The organism is Caulobacter sp. GW821-FHT05F04 (assembly GCF_059419665.1).
In genome coordinates this window covers 77468-94664 of the sequence record NZ_JBWKSF010000003.1, presented here as the reverse complement: position 1 = coordinate 94664, position 17197 = coordinate 77468, and the positions used below count along the sequence as shown (strand labels likewise).

17 protein-coding genes and 2 pseudogenes are annotated in these 17197 nt (G+C 67.3%); 3 read left to right on the top strand and 16 right to left on the bottom strand.

What is annotated here, in order from left to right; genetic code table 11:
- Positions 1 to 73 precede the first annotated feature (73 nt).
- Positions 74 to 619 carry a GNAT family N-acetyltransferase gene (locus AC07R7_RS09090; protein WP_494634922.1) on the bottom strand — a complete coding sequence of 182 codons (546 nt, stop codon included), beginning with the start codon at positions 617 to 619 and terminating at the stop codon, positions 74 to 76.
- A 272-nt stretch (positions 620 to 891) separates the two neighbouring features.
- Between AC07R7_RS09090 and AC07R7_RS09085 the strand changes: the two genes are divergently transcribed.
- The 3 genes from AC07R7_RS09085 to AC07R7_RS09075 all read left to right on the top strand — a co-directional run bounded on the left by AC07R7_RS09085 (position 892) and on the right by AC07R7_RS09075 (position 3467).
- A complete protein-coding gene (locus AC07R7_RS09085; protein ID WP_492837919.1) occupies positions 892 to 2493 on the top strand; it encodes a flavin monoamine oxidase family protein in 1602 nt (533 codons plus the stop codon).
- Between the two features lie 14 nt (positions 2494 to 2507).
- Positions 2508 to 2903 carry a c-type cytochrome gene (locus tag AC07R7_RS09080; RefSeq protein WP_494634921.1) on the top strand — a complete coding sequence of 132 codons (396 nt, stop codon included), beginning with the start codon at positions 2508 to 2510 and terminating at the stop codon, positions 2901 to 2903.
- 81 nt (positions 2904 to 2984) lie between these two features.
- Positions 2985 to 3467, top strand: coding sequence for a RidA family protein (locus AC07R7_RS09075; protein ID WP_125159424.1), 483 nt, complete (start codon positions 2985 to 2987; stop codon positions 3465 to 3467).
- A gap of 171 nt (positions 3468 to 3638) precedes the next feature.
- On the opposite strand, the gene AC07R7_RS09070 is transcribed toward AC07R7_RS09075, so the two are convergent.
- The 15 genes and pseudogenes from AC07R7_RS09070 to AC07R7_RS09000 all read right to left on the bottom strand — a co-directional run bounded on the left by AC07R7_RS09070 (position 3639) and on the right by AC07R7_RS09000 (position 17149).
- Complete coding sequence (locus tag AC07R7_RS09070) at positions 3639 to 3833, bottom strand: hypothetical protein (protein ID WP_494634920.1); 195 nt, start codon at positions 3831 to 3833, stop codon at positions 3639 to 3641.
- Between the two features lie 74 nt (positions 3834 to 3907).
- Positions 3908 to 4288 (bottom strand): Rieske (2Fe-2S) protein, encoded by a 381-nt coding sequence (locus AC07R7_RS09065; protein ID WP_494634919.1) that lies wholly within the window; start codon positions 4286 to 4288, stop codon positions 3908 to 3910.
- On the bottom strand, positions 4285 to 5292 hold the full coding sequence (locus AC07R7_RS09060) for a fumarylacetoacetate hydrolase family protein (RefSeq protein ID WP_494634918.1): 1008 nt from the start codon (positions 5290 to 5292) through the stop codon (positions 4285 to 4287). The genes AC07R7_RS09065 and AC07R7_RS09060 overlap by 4 nt, the downstream gene beginning before the upstream one ends.
- Positions 5293 to 5333: 41 nt before the next feature.
- Entirely contained in the window at positions 5334 to 6611 is a 1278-nt protein-coding gene (hmgA, locus tag AC07R7_RS09055) for a homogentisate 1,2-dioxygenase (RefSeq protein WP_494635224.1), read from the bottom strand.
- A 24-nt stretch (positions 6612 to 6635) separates the two neighbouring features.
- A pseudogene (locus AC07R7_RS09050) lies at positions 6636 to 6767 on the bottom strand (hypothetical protein); the annotation flags it as partial.
- Positions 6764 to 7828, bottom strand: a complete 1065-nt coding sequence (gene hppD, locus AC07R7_RS09045; protein ID WP_494634917.1) for a 4-hydroxyphenylpyruvate dioxygenase — start codon at positions 7826 to 7828, stop codon at positions 6764 to 6766. The gene hppD and the pseudogene AC07R7_RS09050, both read right to left, overlap by 4 nt.
- Positions 7825 to 9012 (bottom strand): amino acid aminotransferase, encoded by a 1188-nt coding sequence (locus AC07R7_RS09040; RefSeq protein WP_494634916.1) that lies wholly within the window; start codon positions 9010 to 9012, stop codon positions 7825 to 7827. The genes hppD and AC07R7_RS09040 overlap by 4 nt, the downstream gene beginning before the upstream one ends.
- Positions 9013 to 9142: 130 nt before the next feature.
- Complete coding sequence (locus AC07R7_RS09035) at positions 9143 to 9610, bottom strand: Lrp/AsnC family transcriptional regulator (protein ID WP_492837907.1); 468 nt, start codon at positions 9608 to 9610, stop codon at positions 9143 to 9145.
- Positions 9611 to 9686: 76 nt separating this feature from the next.
- Complete coding sequence (locus AC07R7_RS09030) at positions 9687 to 10283, bottom strand: hypothetical protein (RefSeq protein ID WP_492887707.1); 597 nt, start codon at positions 10281 to 10283, stop codon at positions 9687 to 9689.
- Between the two features lie 120 nt (positions 10284 to 10403).
- Positions 10404 to 11942 carry a cell division protein FtsZ gene (ftsZ, locus tag AC07R7_RS09025; protein ID WP_492887706.1) on the bottom strand — a complete coding sequence of 513 codons (1539 nt, stop codon included), beginning with the start codon at positions 11940 to 11942 and terminating at the stop codon, positions 10404 to 10406.
- Between the two features lie 35 nt (positions 11943 to 11977).
- A pseudogene (locus AC07R7_RS09020) lies at positions 11978 to 12044 on the bottom strand (hypothetical protein).
- Positions 12045 to 12319: 275 nt separating this feature from the next.
- Positions 12320 to 13645 (bottom strand): cell division protein FtsA, encoded by a 1326-nt coding sequence (ftsA, locus tag AC07R7_RS09015; protein ID WP_492837903.1) that lies wholly within the window; start codon positions 13643 to 13645, stop codon positions 12320 to 12322.
- Between the two features lie 27 nt (positions 13646 to 13672).
- Positions 13673 to 14581 (bottom strand): cell division protein FtsQ, encoded by a 909-nt coding sequence (gene ftsQ, locus AC07R7_RS09010; RefSeq protein WP_492837901.1) that lies wholly within the window; start codon positions 14579 to 14581, stop codon positions 13673 to 13675.
- Complete coding sequence (locus tag AC07R7_RS09005; RefSeq protein WP_492887705.1) at positions 14550 to 15506, bottom strand: D-alanine--D-alanine ligase; 957 nt, start codon at positions 15504 to 15506, stop codon at positions 14550 to 14552. The genes ftsQ and AC07R7_RS09005 overlap by 32 nt, the downstream gene beginning before the upstream one ends.
- A 194-nt stretch (positions 15507 to 15700) precedes the next feature.
- Positions 15701 to 17149 (bottom strand): M28 family peptidase, encoded by a 1449-nt coding sequence (locus tag AC07R7_RS09000; RefSeq protein WP_494634914.1) that lies wholly within the window; start codon positions 17147 to 17149, stop codon positions 15701 to 15703.
- Between the last annotated feature and the right edge of the window lie 48 nt (positions 17150 to 17197).

Here is a 17197-nt window from a genome sequence, read left to right as displayed (position 1 = left end):
GGGCTGAGACTGAAACGTGAGGGGGCGGGCCGAAAGGTCCGCCCCTTTTGCTTGCGGCGAGCCTAGCGCCGCCTCACAGCGCCTTGCCCATCCGGATCAGCGGCACGCGATAGCCCGTCGAGGTCACGGCCTCGAATGGCTCGATGTCGTGGTAGCCGCAGGCGCGATACAGCGGCGCGCCGCCCAGAGTCGCGGCCATCTCGACGCGCGAGAAGCCTGCGGCGCGGGCGGCGGCCTCGCAGGCGTCAAGGATCAGGCGACCGACGCCTTTGCGCGTATGGTCAGGGTGGGTGTACATCGCCCGCACCCGCGCCGCGTCGGTCTTCGGATCTAGAAAGGCCGCGTCGCGCCCCGCCGAGTGGTCGCCGCCGAACAGGGTGGAGCGCCGGCTCCAGCCGCCGCAACCGGCGATCGCGTCGCCATCCTCCACGACAAAATATGTGCCGTCGGCGATCAGCTGGGTGTCCAGGCCCATGATCTCGAACGAGGCTTTCACACCCTCTGGCGGCAGGAACGCCCCTAACAGTTCGCCGATCGCGCGGTCCATCAGGGCGGACATCACCGGCATGTCCTCGGGACGCGCCAGACGCAGGCGAAGGCTAGGTTTGGACGAATTCATCACGTCTCCATCACGGCGCGGCCGGGGTCTCGGAAAACAGGGATTCGGCATGACGTCGGACAATGTTGTTCCCTCGCCCACCGATCGCTCATCGACCGCCTCAGGCGCCCAATGGCGAGGCGACTAACATGTCAGTCTCCGTCTCGACTGAAAACGGATTGCGCCAGCGAGGCCGTAATTTCGAGATGGCGGCGTTCCGGCGCGGCAAGGCCCGCCGGCCTCGAGTTCGACGCCCCAGGGCGCCGACCGACAACGAACGGGCGGGGTTGGTTATGAGTGGATTGGACGCGTCTTCGTCGGGTGGCGTGCTTACACGTCGTCGGTTCTTCGAAAGCCTGGCCGCGGTCGGCGGCATGTCGCTGGTTTTATCGGGCATGGAGGCGCTGGGCTACGGCATGGCCTCGGCCACCGAGCTGCCGCCCGAACTGACCGGCGGGGCCAAGAACACCAAGATCGTCATCCTGGGCGCGGGCCTGGCGGGCATGACCGCCGCCTACGAACTGAGCAAGGCCGGCTACCAGGTGCAGGTGCTTGAGGCCCGCTCCTTCGCCGGCGGCCGCTGCCAGACCGCCCGTAAGGGCTTCAAGCACACCGACCTGATCGGCCATGAGCAGACCTGCGAGTTCGACGAGGGCCAGTACATCAACCACGGCCCGTGGCGGATCCCGTACCACCACCGCTCGACCCTGCACTACACTAAGAAGTTCGGCGTGCCGCTGGAAAGCTTCGTCAACGACAACGACGCCTCCTATGTCTATTTCGAGAAGGCGTCGGGGCCTCTGGCCGGCAAGCCGGTGCGCAAGGGTGAGATCGCCGCCGACATCCGCGGCTACACCGCCGAACTGGTCGCCAAGGCCGCAAGCCAGGGCCAGCTCGACGCGCCGCTGACCGGCATCGATCGCGAGAAGTTCGTCTCCTACCTCGTCACCGAAGGCCGGCTGTCCAAGGACCTCGCCTACAAGGGCACCGAAGGGCGCGGCTTCTCCGTCCATCCCGGCGCCGGCGTCGATCCCGGCCCCGGCAAGGAATTGCCGCCCTTCGCCTTCAAGGATGTGCTCGACAGCAACGCCTGGCGGGTGCTGAGCTCGGTCACCGGCTACGAGCAGCAGCGCACCATGCTGCAGCCGATCGGCGGCATGGACCAGATCGCCAAGGCCTTCGAAAAGCAGGTCGGGTCGATGATCCGATACGGGGCGGTGGTCGAGAAGATCAAGCAGTCACCCACCGGCGTCACGGTCTCGTACAAGGGCGCCGACGGCAAGAAGGCCGAGGTCACCGCCGACTACTGCCTCTGCACCATCCCGCTCAGCGTGCTGAAGCAGATCGACCTGGACGCCTCGGCCCCGTTCAAGGCGGCGATGGAGGGCGTGGCCTATGCGCCGGTCAACAAGATCGGCCTGCAGATGAAGAGCCGCTTCTGGGAGGACAACCACCACATCTACGGCGGTCACATCTACAACGACATCGCCGGGATCAACTCGATCACCCTGCCCTCCTACGGCTGGCAGGGGCAGAAGGGCGTGCTGCTGGGCTACTACGCGTTCGGCGGCGAGGCGGCGAGGATCAGCGCCAAGACGCCGGCCGAGCGCGCCGCCTTCGCCGTGGCGGCCGGCCAGAAGATCTTCCCGGAATACGCCGAGAACTTCGACAACGCCTTCTCCTTCAGCTGGCACCTGGCCGAGTACAATCTGGGTGGCTGGGCCGAATGGGGCGAAGGCGGCCGCAAGAACAGCTATCCGACGCTGTGCGAGCCGGACGGACGCCTGTACCTGGCCGGCGAGCACCTCAGCTATCTGGGCGGCTGGCAGGCCGGGGCCATCGAATCCGCCTGGCAGCAGATCGGCAAGATCCACGCCCGCGTGTCGCAAGCCTGAGACCAGAAAAGATGATGATCAAAGCTCTCCGTTTCGCCGCCCCGGCGCTGGTCGCGGCGATCGCCGCGCCGGCGCTCGCCTCGGCCGCCACGCCGCAATCGCAGTTCATGGACAACTGCTCGGCCTGTCACCAGGCCACCGGCAAGGGCGTCAAGGGCGCCTTTCCGCCCCTGGCCGGCTCGCCGCTTGTCCAGGGCGATCCGAAGATCGTCATGACCACGGTGCTAAATGGCCGCGCGGGCATGCCGGCCTTCAAGGACGACCTGACCGACGCCGACCTGGCGGCTATCCTGACCTATGTCCGCTCGTCGTGGGGCAACAAGGCCTCGGCCATCAAGCCCGTCGACGTCGCGGCCGCCCGCAACGCCGCCAAGGCCGCCGCCAAGGCGCGCGGCCTGCAGGCTCACTAACCGAAGCGTGACAGCCGAAAGTGGATACCGGTTTCGGCGCCCGTCACGCGCCAATGTTTCAATTCCACAGGGAGAGACCTCATGAAACGCCTCATCGCCCTCGCCGCCGGCATCGCCGCGCTCGCCGGAGCCGCCCACGCCCAGGAGATCGTCCGTGGCGGCGATCCCAAATCGGCCATCGCCAGCGTCGTCACCGTTCCGGCCGGCTATGACACCATCTATGTCAGCGGCATGACCCCGCCGGTCATCGACGAGAAGGCCACGGGCGTGGCCAAGTTCGGCGACACCAAGACCCAGACCCTGGGCGTGCTGGGCCGCATCGAGGCCGCCCTGAAGACGCAGGGCGCGACCATGGCCGACGTCGTGATGATGCGGGTCCTGCTGGTCGGCGATCCGGCCAAGGGCGGCAAGATGGACTTCGCCGGCATGATGGAGGGCTACAAGACTTACTTCGGCACCGCGACCCAGCCCAACAAGCCCTCGCGCATCACCAGCCAGATCACCTCGCTGGTCGCCGACGGCATGCTCGTCGAGATCGAGGTTCAGGCGGCCAAGAAGAAGTAGGGCGAGCCCGGGCGCTTCAATTTCATCGTTACGCGAAATTAATTTCGTGACAACGTTGTCAAGCGCAATTCAAACAGCTATATGGAAATCAGCCCTTTCGGGCGTTTCCTCCCAATGACTCGGCCGCCTTCTTCTCCTGGAGGGCGGCCGTTCTTTTGTCTGGAGCTCGGTTCAGGCCGAGATACTGACCAGCACGCCCGTCAGTTCGCCGGTGGCCTGGCTGAGAGCCGCGCCGGCCGCGGCGGTCGCCTTGGCGTTGGTCTGGGCCACCGCCAGCTGGGTCAGGTCGACGATCGCCGCGGCGGCTTCGCTCGAAGCCGCCGGACGTGGCGTATATTGGGCGGCGTTGGCGGCGGAAACCTGCACGTCGAGTTCCTCTCGGGATCGAAGGCAATCTGGTCGGCAAGCCTTAAGCGGACCTGACCAAACAGGGTTAACCCTCAGGCCGTGACGATCCGTCCCTCGCGCGCTTCGACCGGCCAGGGCGATAGCTTGGCCCCCACGCAGGGACCGCCGACGCAAGCCCCCTCCTCCACCGTGAACATCGCCCCGTGCCAGGAGCACATAATCAGGTCTCCGCCGGGCGTCAGGTAGCGGTCCAACGCCTGAGCCAACGGCAGGCCGGCGTGCGGGCAGCGGTCGACATAGCCGAACACCGCCTCGCCCCGGCGCACCACGAAGCCGTGGAAGCGCTTGTCGCCAATTTGCAGCACATAGTTTCGCGCCGCCCCATCGGCGATCAGGTCCAGCGGACCGAGATTGATCCCGGCCCGCGTTTCCCAGATGCGGCCTACGGGCGCGGCGGCCGTCTCTTCGTTCAAACCCGCTCGACCGTCTGCTCGATGGCGCCGAAGATCGAGTGGCCCTTGGCGTCCTTCATCTCGATGCGGATGGTGTCGTCGCCCAGCAGGAATGGCGTCTTGGCCGCGCCGGTCAGGATGGTCTCGACCGTGCGCAGTTCGGCGAGACACGAATAGCCCAGGCCGCCCTCGCTGATCGGCTTGCCGGGACCGCCGTCCTCGCCACGGTTCGACACGGTGCCCGAGCCGACGATAGTGCCGGCGCTCAACGACCGGGTCTTGGCGGCGTGGGCGACCAGGGTCCCGAAGTCGAAGGTCATGTCGACGCCGGCGTCGGCGCGGCCAAAGTCCTTGCCGTCCAACTCGACCAGCAGGGCGCCATGCAGCTTGCCGTCCTTCCAGGCCTCGCCCAGCGCGTCAGGCGACACCGCCACCGGCGAGAAGGCGCTGGCGGGCTTGGACTGGACGAAGCCGAAACCCTTGGCCAGTTCGGCCGGGATCAGGTTGCGCAGCGAGACGTCGTTGCAGAGCATGACCAGGCGGATGGCGGCCAGGGCCTCCTCGCGGGTCGCGCCCAGCGGCACGTCATCGACGATCACCGCGATCTCGCCTTCCAGGTCGCAGCCCCAGCTGGCGTCGGCCAGGGGGATAGTGTCGCGCGGGGCCAGGAAACCGTCCGACGCGCCCTGGTACATCAGCGGATCGGTCCAGAAGCTCTCGGGCATCTCCGCGCCGCGCGCCTGCCGCACCAGCTGCACGTGGTTCACATAGGCCGAGCCGTCGACCCACTGGAACGCGCGCGGCAGCGGGCTCAGGGCGTCGTGCTCGTGGAAGCGCTCCTTCGGCACCGAACCGTGCTCGAGGCTGTCGGCCAGCCCTTGCAGCATCGGCCCGCAACGCGCCCAGTCGTCCAGCGCGGCCTGCAGCGTCGGCGCGATGGTCCCGGCGTCAGTGAACCAGGCCAGGTCGTTGGAGACCACCACAAGCCGGCCGTCACGGCCGCCCTTGAGAGACGCGAGCTTCATGGGCGCTTCCTTGTTTCTTCTAGTTACGACAGGCATCGTTCCTAAGGCAGCTTGGCCTTGGGGAAGCCCGTCCAGCAGGCGTCATAGTCACCCTGAAGCGCGGAAGTCTCCAGAGCGAACTTCGTCGGCCGGATCACCCAGCGGCTTTCGAACATGAAGGCCATGGTTCCGTCGATCTTGTGGGGCCCCAGCTCGGCCTCGGTCGCCTTGCTGTGGCTGGCGACGTCGGGCCCGTGATCGCTCATGCAGTTGTGCAGGCTCGACCCGCCCGGCGAGAAGCCGCCCTCCTTGGCGTCATAGGCGCCGTGGACCAGGCCCATGAACTCGCTCATCACGTTGCGGTGGAACCAGGGCGGGCGGAACGTGTGCTCGGCCACCATCCAGCGCGGCGGGAAGATCACGAAGTCGCAATTGGCCGTCCCCGCCGTGTCGCTGGGCGAGGTGAGGACCGTGAAGATCGACGGATCGGGATGGTCGAAGCTGACGGTGTTGATCGTGTTGAAGCGCGACAGGTCGTAGCGGTACGGCGCGAGATTGCCGTGCCAGGCCACGACGTCCAGCGGGCTGTGGCCCCACTCGGCGGCCCACAGCGATCCCTGGAACTTCTGGATCACCAAAGTCGGTTCGTCGACGTCCTCGAACGCCGCCACGGGCGTCTCGAAGTCGCGTGGATTGGCCAGGCCGTTGGAGCCGATCGGCCCCAGGTCCGGCAGCTTGAAGGCCGCGCCGTAGTTCTCGCAGACATAGCCGCGCGAGGGGCCGTCGACCTCGACACGGAACCGCACGCCGCGCGGGATCACCGCGATCTGGCCGGGACCTGCCGTCAGCACGCCCATCTCGGTGACCAGGGTCAGCACGCCCTGCTGCGGCACGATCAAGAGCTCAGCGTCGGCGTCGTAGAACACGCGGTTCTTCATCGACGTATTGACCAGATAGAGGTGCACGCCGATGCCGTTCAGCGTCGCCGCGTCGGCGTTGCCGGCCAGGGTGACCAGGCCATCGACGAAGTCGGTCGGCGCGGCTGGGATCTCCAACGGACTCCAGCGCAGGCGGTTCGGCGTCACCGGGCCATGGAAGGCCGAGACCAGCTTTTCCTGAGCGTAGGGCGCGTACGAGCCATGCCCGGCGCTGGGCCGCAGGCGGTAGAGCCAGCTACGGAGGTTCTGGTGACGCGGCGCGGTGAAGGCCGTGCCGGACAGCTGCTCGGCATAGAGACCGAACGGCACGCGCTGCGGCGAGTTCTGGCCCACCGGCAGAGCGCCGGCCACGGCCTCGGTCGCGAAGTGGGCGCCGAAGCCGGTTTGGTAGCGGAGGTCCATGTGCGTTCCGAACCCAATTTTCTTGTCATCCCGGACGCCCTGAAAGGGCGATCCGGGACCCAGGGGCCGGCGCACCGCGGTCGCCCCTGGGTCCCGGCTCTACGCTACGCTTCGGCCGGGATGACAACGAAGGGTAATTTCGAGCCCTAGGCTCAAGCGTCGACCGTGATCACCCCACGACGGATCTGGTCCAGCTCGATGCTCTCGAACAGGGCCTGGAAGTTGCCGTTGCCGAAGCCCTGGTTGCCCTTGCGCTGGATGATCTCGAAGAAGATCGGGCCAAACAGGTTCTCGGTGAAGATCTGCAGCAGCAGGCCTTCCTCGCCGACATTGCCGTCCAGCAGAATGCGGTTCTTCTTCAGGCGCTCCAGATCCTCGCCGTGGCCGGGCACGCGCTTGTCGACCAGTTCGTAATAGGTCTCGATGGTGTCCTGCAGCTTCACGCCCCGGGCGCGCAGCTTCTCGACGGTGTCGTAGATATTGTCCGTGGTCAGGGCCAGGTGCTGGATGCCCTCGCCGTTGTACTGGCGAATGAACTCCTCGATCTGGCTCTTGTCGTCCTGGCTTTCGTTCAGCGGGATGCGGATGGCCTTGTCGGGCGCGATCATCGCCTGGCTGAACAGGCCCGTGGCCTGGCCCTTGATGTCGAAATACTTCTGCTCCTCGAAGCCGAAGACGTCGCGATAGAAGGTCGACCAGGTGCGCATCTGGCCGCGCTTGACGTTGTGGGTCAGGTGGTCGAGCAGATCCAGGCCGACATTGTTGGCCGCTTCGGCCTCCGCCGCGCCAGCCACCGGGGTCCAGTCGGCGAACACCGCGTCCGCGCCTTCAACCAGATAGAGCATCGAGCCGCCGATGCCTTCCAGCACCCGCGCGCCCTCGCCCAGCACCGTGGCCGAGGCGTCGGCCGCCACGGCGCCGCGCTTCAGGGCCTCGGCATAGGCCTGCTCCACGTCGGCGACGCCGAACGCCATGCCGTTGGCCGACGGGCCGTGGGCGGCGCGGAACGCGGCCACCTGGCCGGTCGCCTCGTCATTGACCAGCAGGTTGACGCGGCCCTGCTTGTAGCGGGTCACGGCCTTGGTCGGGTGGGTCGAGGCGGCGACGAAGCCCATCTGCTCGAACAGCGCCTTCATGGCGGCCGGTTCGGGGCTGGTGAACTCGACGAAGACGAAGCCGTCGAGGCCGAGGGGGTTCTCTTGAGTGACTTGAGTCATGCGGGCTCTCCCTGCAGGCAGGCGTTCAGCGCCCGCGCGAATGTGTCGATGGTCTCAACGGTCAGGCCGGCCAGATTGATGCGGCCGGATCCCGCCATGTAGATCGCGTGATCTTCACGCAGCTTCGCCACCTGGACCGGCGACAGCGGCAGCAGGGCGAACAGGCCGTGCTGTCCGGCCAGCGGCGCCAGCAGCGGAACCGCCGTCGCCAGACGCTGGCGCAGGTCGGCCACGCGGGCGCGCATGGCGTCCAGTTCGGACCTCCACAGCGTGGTCAAGGCTTCGGATTCCAGGATGATACGCACCGTGGCGGCGCCATGATCCGGCGGCATCGACCAGTTGGTGCGCGCCAGGGCCCGGATGTTGCTGGCGGCCAGGTCCAAGGTCGCCGCATCGCGGGTGAGCGTGTAGAGCGCGCCGACCCGCTCGCGATAGAGGCCGAAATTCTTGTCGCAGGAATAGGCCAGAAGGCCATCCTCGGCCGCCGCCAGCACGAGGCGCATGCCCGCCGCGTCCTCTTCGAGGCCGAGGCCCAGGCCCTGATAGGCCAGGTCGATCAGCGGCACGATCCCCTTGCGCGCCACCAGCGCGGCGATCGCCGCCCACTGCTCCAGGCTGTAGTCGGCGCCCGACGGGTTGTGACAGCAGGCGTGCAGCAGCACCGCGTCGCCGGCCCTCGCCGTCTCCAGCGCCGCCATCATGTCGTCGAAGCCGATGCGCTGGGCGCGCTGGTCGTAGTGGCGGAAGGTGACGGTCTCGATGCCCAACTGGTCCAGAATCTGGGTGTGGTTGGGCCAGGTCGCCGCGCCGATGAACATGCGGATGTCCGGCTTGGCGGCCTTCAGCAGCTCGCAGGCCAGGCGCACCGCGCCGGTGCCGCCGGGCGTCTGCACGCCGAACACCTCGTGGTCGACCGCATCACCGAAGATGATCGGCTTCAGCAGGTCCAGGAAACCGATGTCGCCCTCCGGACCAAGGTAGGACTTGGTGGTTTGCGTGTTCAGCAGGATCCGCTCGGCGGCCTTCACCGCCTCCAGCACCGGCGTCGCGCCGTGGTCGTCGCGGAATACGCCGACGCCCAGATCGATCTTCCCGGGGCGCGGGTCGCGGCGATACAGGCCGATCAGCGACAGCAGGGAGTCCGGGGCCTGGGGCGTCAGGCCGGTGAATACGGAGGAGGTCATGGCGCTTTCCGGATGGACGACGGAAAGCAGCTTATCGCGGGGCAGAAGTCAGAACGTGGCGATGATGACCTTGATGAACATCAATTCGGTCACATCATGCCAACCAATCGCCCTACTGGGCCCGATGTGATCAGCCCAGATAGTCCAGCGGCAGGGCCGTGGAATCCTTGACCGTGTCCAGAACGAACGCCGAGCGCACGTCCTTCACCGCCGGCATCTTCAGCAGGCGTTGCATCATGAGATCGCCATAGGCGTCGAGGTTCGGCGCCACCACCCGCAGCAGGTAGTCGTAGCTACCGGTCATCACGTAGCAGCCGACGACCTCGGGCTCGCGCAACACCGCCTGCTTGAACGCTTCGGCCGCGCCTTCGGTGTGGTCGACCTGCACCTCGACATAGGCCAGCACGCCCAGCTGGGCCTTGCGCCGGTCCAGCAGCGCGACATAGCCGCTGATCAGGCCCGAGGCTTCCAGCTGCTTGACCCGCCGCAGGCATGGGCTGGGCGACAGCCCCACCCGTTCAGCCAGATCGACGTTCGAGATCTTGCCGTCTTCCTGCAGAATCTGCAGGATCTTCCGATCGGCGCGGGTGAGCTTCATCGTGACCTGATCGAGCTTCAGACTGGCAGATGGCGCCAATATAGCTGAATTTCACGGCGCGGAGCAGCCCTCGACGCTAGGTGGTCGGAGGGTCCGAGCGCAGTCGCGCGCGGAATTCGTCCAGTCGAGCGCGATAGCCTTCGGCGTCGCCGAATTCCAGGAACTCGTAGTAGCGCCGGTGCGGGTCGGAGACCTTCACGGCGTGTTTGATCGGGCACCAGTATTGCTCGGTTCTGCTGGAGACCTCGCGCACATAGGCGACCAGCCCGTTGGCGTAGCCGCAAAAGGCGCAGTTGAGACGTTCGATGACATTGAGATAGCCCAGCCGACCGCGGTCGAACGCGATGTAGTCGCGACGCTGGACCCGCGGAATGCCGTAAGCCCGGAAGCAGATCGCCTGATAGGCGCTCACCCAGGCGTCGACGATCACCAGCGGGATGATCAGCGAATAGATCACCGGCGCGGTCAGGATGACAGCCGGCGACGTGCGACCGAAGAACTTGACCAGGTTCAATCGCAGCCGACGATGCTCGGCCGCAACGCCCATTTCAAACTCGCCGATCTTACTGGTGAGCGTCCAGCCCAGCGCCTTGCGACGTCGCTCGATCTCCCGGTCGAGTTCCGCCTGGAGGCCGACGATCTGATCGGCGATTTCCTTCATACGCTGGGTCATTGACGGCCTTCTGGAATGGCGTGCGGGCGCTGTGGGCCAATATTCCTAAAGCAAAACGCCCCGGGGGCGACCCGGGGCGTCTCTTGATCACGTCTTGCGTCCCCCTGTTGGGGCCGTCTTTCAGTTCGCCAGTCGGCGCAGGAAGGACGGGATTTCCAGGTCCTCGCCGTCGTCAACCTGCGGCGCCTCGATCGGCTGCAGCTGCGGGCGGGCGCTCTGGGCCGAACGGGCCTGCGGCTGCGGAGCCGACGAAGCCTGCTGCTCATAGCGCTGACGGCCACCGCCGAACATCGAGAAGAACCCGCCGCCCTGCTTCTGGGGGCGACGCTCTTCGTAGTAGTTGTTCTCCGGGAACAGCGGCTCCTCGGCGGCGACGTCATCGACCATGGGGTCGACGATGCGGGTCACCGTCCGGGCCGCGGGCGCGGCGATACGCGGTTCTTCAGCTACACGGGGTTCGTCATAGTAGAGCTCGGCTTCCGGCTCCTGAGGCGAGGACATCACGACCTCAGGCTCCTGAGCGGGCTCGGGCGCGAAGGCCGACGACGGACGCTCGACCGGGCGGGCGGCTTCGTAGCGGGCGGTCGGACGAGCCGGTTCCGGTTGCGGCGCCGGGGCGCGCGCGGTGTCGGCGATCAGCGGCTGGGTCGTGGTGTTGCGCGAGACCGGCTTGGGCTCGATCTGGGCGATCGAGGCGCCGTCCATGCCGGTGGCGACCACCGACACGCGGATCACGCCTTCCAGCGACGGGTCGAAGGCCGCGCCGAAGATGATATTGGCTTCAGGATCGACCTGGTCCGAGATCGCGTTGGCGGCCTCGTCGACTTCCAGCAGGGTCATGTCCATGCCGCCGGTCACGTTGACCAGAACGGCCTTGGCGCCCTTCAGCGAGACTTCGTCCAGCAGCGGGTTGGCGATGGCGTTCTGAGCGGCCATCAGGGCGCGGTCTTCGCCGGCGCCTTCGCCGGTGCCCATCATCGCCTTGCCCATCTCGGTCATGACCGTGCGGACGTCGGCGAAGTCGAGGTTGATCAGGCCCGGCAGAACCATCAGGTCGGTGATCGAGCGCACGCCCGAATGCAGCACCTGGTCGGCCATGCCGAAGGCTTCGGCGAAGGTCGTGCGTTCGTTGGCGACGCGGAACAGGTTCTGGTTCGGAATGACGATCAGGGTGTCGACGTAGCGTTGCAGCTCCTGGATGCCGCTGTCGGCCAGGCGCATGCGGTGACGACCTTCGAAGTGGAAGGGCTTGGTCACGACGCCGACGGTCAGAATGCCGCGCTCACGGGCGCACTTGGCGATGATCGGCGCCGCGCCGGTGCCGGTGCCGCCGCCCATGCCGGCGGTGATGAAGACCATGTGGGCGCCGTCGAGGTGCTCGCCGATTTCCGGGAAGCTCTCTTCGGCGGCGCTCATGCCGACTTCTGGATGCGCGCCGGCGCCCAGGCCCTGGGTGATCTGCACGCCCAGCTGGATGCGACGGTCCGTCTTGGCGAACTGCAGCTGCTGCGCGTCGGTGTTGGCCACCACGAACTCGACACCTTCGAGGCCCGCCTCGATCATGTTGTTCACAGCGTTGCCGCCAGCGCCGCCGACACCAAACACCACGATACGCGGCTTCAGCTCAGTCGTACGCGGCGCGGAAAGAGAAATAGCCATGGGACCCTCGCGTCCTTAACGCCGAAATCGTCGAACTAGACCTCGGCGACACCCGATCGCCCAGGATTGCCTCGACGATCGTGTTAACAGAACAACCACCATCGTTAATCGGCAGTTAACTGCATAATCTGAGTCGTGATCTGGTCGAGCGCGACCGTGGGATAAATTGTGGTCTATCAACAGAATCTCTTGGCGAACCAAGGGTTCCGCCGGGGATCCACAGGCGCGTGCGACCGAACGACGCTGAACGCCAATTCTGGCGAATATAGGCGCGGCCGGGAAGCAAAAGGCCCGGTCGAGACATTCGACCGGGCCCAAAGAGTTAAACTGTAGAGTTACTCACGCTTTAAACTTCGAGCGCCGGAACAGCGGCGCCGTTAGAGGTTGTCCCTCAGCCAGGCGGCCGCCTTGGCCATCGGGCTGGCGTTGGGGTCCAGGGGTCGCTTGCGCGACACGTTGCCGGCCAGGGCCTTGCTGGACACCGCTTCGCGCGGGCCGAAGGCGGTGCGGTGCAGCGTGCCGGCCGCGGCGCAGAAGGCCGGGCCGGAAGCGGCGTCGGCCAGGTGCGGCACCCGGCGCGGACGACCCAGGCGGACCGGACGGTCGAACACACGCACGGCGACTTCACGAACGCCCGCCAGCTGGCTGGCGCCGCCTGTCAGGACGATGCCCGCGCCCGGCTCGACCGGCGCTCCCGAGGCCTTCAGGCGCTCGCGCAGCAGCTCCAGGGTCTCTTCGACGCGCGGCTGGATGATGCCCTTGAGCAGGCTGCGCGGGGCGATCACCGGACCCGCGCCCGGATCGTCGCCGCGCGGCGGGGCCTCGATCATCTCGCGGTCCTCGTTGGCCGAGGCGATCGCCGAACCGTGCAGGGTCTTGATGCGCTCGGCGCCGACCACCGAGGTCTGCAGGCCGCGGGCGATGTCCTGCGTCACGTGCCCGCCGCCAACGGCCAGGCTGTCGACGTGGCACAGGGCGCCGTTGTTGAACACGGCCACCGAGGTCGAGCCGCCGCCCATGTCGATGCAGACCGCGCCCAGGTCCATCTCGTCCTCTTCCAGGGCCGCCAGGGCCGAGGCGAACGGCGCGGCGACCACGCCCTCGAAGGACAGGTGAGCGCGTTCGACGCAGTGGGCCAGGGTGTGGAAGATGTTCTCGTTGACCGAGACCACCAGCAGCTCCAGGCCAAGCGAGCGGCCGAACATGGCGCGCGGATCGCGGATGCCGCGCTGACCGTCGACCGACCAGGCGATCGGCAGAAGGTGGATCGGCTTGCGGCCGGGAATACGGACCTGAGCCAGGGCCGCGGCGATGGCGCGCGACAGGTCGGCGTCGCCGATCGGACGGGCGCCCAGCGAAACCTGTGTGTGGACGCGGTTGCTGCCCAGCTGGCCGCCGGCCGTGCAGACAGACACGCCCTGGACGTTGACGCCGGCCACGGTCTCGGCGCGCTCCACGGCCTGGGCGATCGCCTGGGCGGCCTCGTCCAGATTGACGATCGCGCCGCCGCGCACGCCGCGCGACTGGACGTAGCCCACGCCCGCGGTCGTCAGGGTGCGGTTGTCGCGGTGAACGCCGTCGGCCTTCATGATGAAGCAGGTGACCTTGGAGGCGCCCAGGTCGACGGCCGCGATGGCGGGCTGGCGCACGAGCGTGGCCTTCAGGCCCTCACGCGCCTGCTTCCGTTCCTCCAATCGCGACATCGCTATCGTCACCTCAGTCATCACTCGTTACGCCCCGCCGGCCACGGGCTGCCCAGGCAGCGCCGCGTCGCGAGGTCTCACAGCCACCATTTCGGGGTCGCGCAGATCGATCCGCGCAAAACCCATGTCGAGGATTCGCTGTCGTTGGTCGAGCTGATCCAATTGAATCAGCGCGGATTCTTCGTCAATGGCCGGCAGCTGGATCAGCGAACCGTCCTTCAGTCTCAGGTCCCAGCGGCGATCGTCGACGCGCACCAGCGCTTCGAGACGATCCCGCAGGCGCGGTCGCGAGGCCACCGCCGGCAGGATCAGGCCGGCCGCCTGGTCGGCGCCCTGCCCCACCACCAGCGGCAGCGCGGGGAAGCGGGCCGGATCGGCCTCGCTGATCACCCGGCCCTCGCCGTCGATCACCTTCATGCGGCCCTGGTTCTGCCAGACGGCGAGGGCCGGCCGCTCTTCCACCGCGATCAGCACGGTGTCGGGCAGCATGCGCACGACCTTCGCGTCCTTGACCCAGCCGACGCCCTGCACTCGGGCGCGGACATCGTTCAGATCCATGCCCAGCGTCGGCTGGTTCAGGTAGAGGCCCGAGGCCGCCAGAATATCGCCTTGCGCGGTCGCCGAGGCGCCGCGGATGTGAACCGTCTTCAGCTTGAAGCCCGCCGAGGCGAAGCTGTTGTCGACGCCATGAACCATGGACGCGCCGATGCGCTCGGCCCGATGGCCGGTCGCCAGCATGATTACAAGACCGAGACCCAAGGCCGCGCCCGCCACGCTCAGGGCCACCGTGGGCGACAAACCCACGCCCTTGGCGGCGTGCAACTTCGCGGCCGGCTGCGCCCCCCGGGGCGCCGGCTTGCCTTTGCTCGGACTTGCGGGCGCTTCGGCCCGGGGTCGCCTAGGCTTAGGCGGTCCCCCCCGCACTACAGCGGGCATAAGCGTCCTCCACGATCCATAGAACTAACTGATCAAACGGGATCCCGACGTGGGCGGCCTGCTCGGGAGCGAGCGAGGTCGGCGTCATGCCGGGCTGCGTGTTGACCTCTAGAAGGACCAGAATGTCGTTAATGTCGTCATAACGGAAGTCGGACCGGGTCACCCCTTGGCAACCAAGAGCGGTATGGGCCAGCTCGGCCATCCGCATCGCGCGATCCCTTACGCCATCAGGGATTGGGGCCGGTAGAACGTGAATTGAACCGCCTTCGGAGTACTTGGCCTCATAGTCGTAGAAACCTGTGGATGCACGGATATCCGTCACCGCCAGCGCCCTGGGACCTTTTGACTCACCGAGCACCGCGACGGCCAATTCCAACCCCTGGATGTAGGGTTCGACCATGACTTCCTCGCCGAAAGTCCACGCAGGAGAGGCAAGTTCTTCCGGCGGACGGTTCGCGCCTTCGAACACCAGGAACACCCCGACCGATGAACCCTCGGCATTGGGCTTAACGACATAGGGGGGCTGCAACACATGGTCGCGCGCGACATCGTGTCGGTTGTAGAGGCCGCCACCCGGAACGATCACCCCGGCGGCCGCCAGCACGGCCTTGGCCTTGGCCTTGTCCATGGCCAGCGCGGAGGCCAGAACACCCGAGTGGGTGTAGGGCAGCTTCAGGGTTTCCAGCACGCCCTGGACGCAGCCGTCCTCGCCCCATTCGCCGTGCAGGGCGTTGAAGACCATGTCGGGCTTTGTGGCTGTCAGCACCTGGGCGATGTCGACGCCCGGGTCAATGCGCGAGACCTTGGCCCCCAGCCGCTCCAGCGCGTCGGCGCATTCGCGGCCCGACACCAGGCTGACCTCGCGTTCCGACGAAGGGCCGCCGAGCAGGACGGCGATATGGCGGCCGGAGAGGGGCTGGGTCATGGCAGGCTGAGACTCTTAGGAAGGCTGGATGGTCAGCCAGTCCTAGTCAGCGCCGATGACGCTGCCAACTCTCCAGCCCAACAAAGCTTGTCATCCCGGCCGTAGCGCAGCGGAGAGCCGGGACCCAGGGACCGGCGCAATGCGGTCGCCCCTGGGTCCCGGACAGCCTCTGCGAGGCTTCCGGGATGAAGCCGCTACTTCGCGGCCGGCGCGGCGGCCTTCAGGGCGCGGAAATCCACGTCCGTCTCGGCCACCAGGTAGATGAGGCTGACCCAGGCGGCGACGTTCTGCGCCAGCTCGTTCGGACGCACCTTGTTCAGGGTGTCGTCGGCCGTGTGGTGGTAGTCGAAGTAGCGACTGGCGTCCTGGCGCATCTCGACCGACGGCACGCCGGCGGACTCCAGGCCAGAGATGTCGGCGCCGCCGCCGCGGGCGGGCTCGCGCGCGACGATGATCTTCAGCGGCATCAGCACGTTGGCGACCGTGGTCGCGAACGTCGTGGCTTGAGCGCCGGCCGGCAGCTTCAGCGAGAAGATGTTGTCCGCGCCCTCGTCGCTCTCGCCGGCCAGGACGATCTTGCCGACCTCGTCCTTGTGCGCGGCCAGGTAGGCTTCCGACGAACCGCCGCTCTCTTCCGAGCCCCACATCACGACGCGGATGGTGCGCTTGGGATGCTTGGGCAGGTCGCCGATCAGCTTGCCGACGGCCGTGGTGATGCCGATGCCCGTGGCGTCGTCGAGAGCGCCGGTGCCGACGTCCCAGCTGTCCAGGTGGCCGCCGATGACGATGACTTCGTCCGGCTTCTCCGAGCCCTTGATCTCGCCCGAGATGTTCCAGGCCACGGCGTTCGGGTTGGTGGTCGAGGCCAGCTTCAGCTTGATGCGCAGCGGGCCCTTCTTGGCCAGGCGCTCCAGTTGCTCGGCTTCCGGCACGCCCAGGGCCGCCGACGGGACGGTCGAGACGCCGTCGCCAAAGGCGGTGACGCCGGTGTGCGGCACGGTCGAGTCCGAGGTCGAGATCGAGCGGATCAGCACGGCCACGGCGCCGCGCTTGGCGGCTTCGGTCGGGCCCGCGCGGCGCGAGACGCCCGCCACGCCATAGCCCGAGGCGTCCTGGGTGCGGACCATCGGCTGGGTGATGACGACGATCTTGCCCTTCACGGCGCTTTCCGGCGCGGCCATCAGCTCGGCGAAGGTGCGGAACAGGGCGACATCGGCCTCGATGCCCTCGGGCGGGGTCGGGACCGTGCGGCCCAGGCCGACGATCGACAGCTTCATCGGATACGGGCCGACCAGCTCGGCGCTTTCCTCGCCGCGCGTCCACGACGGCTTGGCGAACGGCTCGACCTTCACGTCGGTGAAGCCCAGCGCCTTCAGCTTGGCCACGCCCCAGTCCTTGGCGCGCTCCATGGCCGGCGAGCCGACGAGGCGCGGGCCGATGGTGGTGGTCAGGTCTTCGGTGACGTCCCAGGCGGTGCGGTCCAGCAGCGCCTTGTCGCGCAGGGCCTCGGCCGTGGCGACGGGATCGGCGGGCTTCGGCGCGACGGCGGCGGCCTTGGCCGACTTGGAAGATTCAGCTTGGGCGGCGCCCGAAAGCAGGGCGAGCGCCGCGGTGGCGGCCAGTAAGCGACGATACATGAGCAAGGATTCTCCCCAAAGGCGCGGGAGTCATAGCACCGCTCCACGCCGGGG

Bases quoted from the DNA above. Each gene is read 5' to 3' on its own strand.
- AC07R7_RS09090 (WP_494634922.1), bottom strand. From the start codon at position 619: ATGAATTCGTCCAAACCTAGCCTTCGCCTGCGTCTGGCGCGTCCCGAG.
- AC07R7_RS09085 (WP_492837919.1), top strand. From the start codon at position 892: ATGAGTGGATTGGACGCGTCTTCGTCGGGTGGCGTGCTTACACGTCGT.
- AC07R7_RS09080 (WP_494634921.1), top strand. From the start codon at position 2,508: ATGATCAAAGCTCTCCGTTTCGCCGCCCCGGCGCTGGTCGCGGCGATC.
- AC07R7_RS09075 (WP_125159424.1), top strand. From the start codon at position 2,985: ATGAAACGCCTCATCGCCCTCGCCGCCGGCATCGCCGCGCTCGCCGGA.
- AC07R7_RS09060 (WP_494634918.1), bottom strand. From the start codon at position 5,292: ATGAAGCTCGCGTCTCTCAAGGGCGGCCGTGACGGCCGGCTTGTGGTG.
- hmgA (WP_494635224.1), bottom strand. From the start codon at position 6,611: ATGGACCTCCGCTACCAAACCGGCTTCGGCGCCCACTTCGCGACCGAG.
- hppD (WP_494634917.1), bottom strand. From the start codon at position 7,828: ATGACTCAAGTCACTCAAGAGAACCCCCTCGGCCTCGACGGCTTCGTC.
- AC07R7_RS09040 (WP_494634916.1), bottom strand. From the start codon at position 9,012: ATGACCTCCTCCGTATTCACCGGCCTGACGCCCCAGGCCCCGGACTCC.
- AC07R7_RS09035 (WP_492837907.1), bottom strand. From the start codon at position 9,610: ATGAAGCTCACCCGCGCCGATCGGAAGATCCTGCAGATTCTGCAGGAA.
- AC07R7_RS09030 (WP_492887707.1), bottom strand. From the start codon at position 10,283: ATGACCCAGCGTATGAAGGAAATCGCCGATCAGATCGTCGGCCTCCAG.
- ftsZ (WP_492887706.1), bottom strand. From the start codon at position 11,942: ATGGCTATTTCTCTTTCCGCGCCGCGTACGACTGAGCTGAAGCCGCGT.
- ftsA (WP_492837903.1), bottom strand. From the start codon at position 13,645: ATGTCGCGATTGGAGGAACGGAAGCAGGCGCGTGAGGGCCTGAAGGCC.
- ftsQ (WP_492837901.1), bottom strand. From the start codon at position 14,581: ATGCCCGCTGTAGTGCGGGGGGGACCGCCTAAGCCTAGGCGACCCCGG.
- AC07R7_RS09005 (WP_492887705.1), bottom strand. From the start codon at position 15,506: ATGACCCAGCCCCTCTCCGGCCGCCATATCGCCGTCCTGCTCGGCGGC.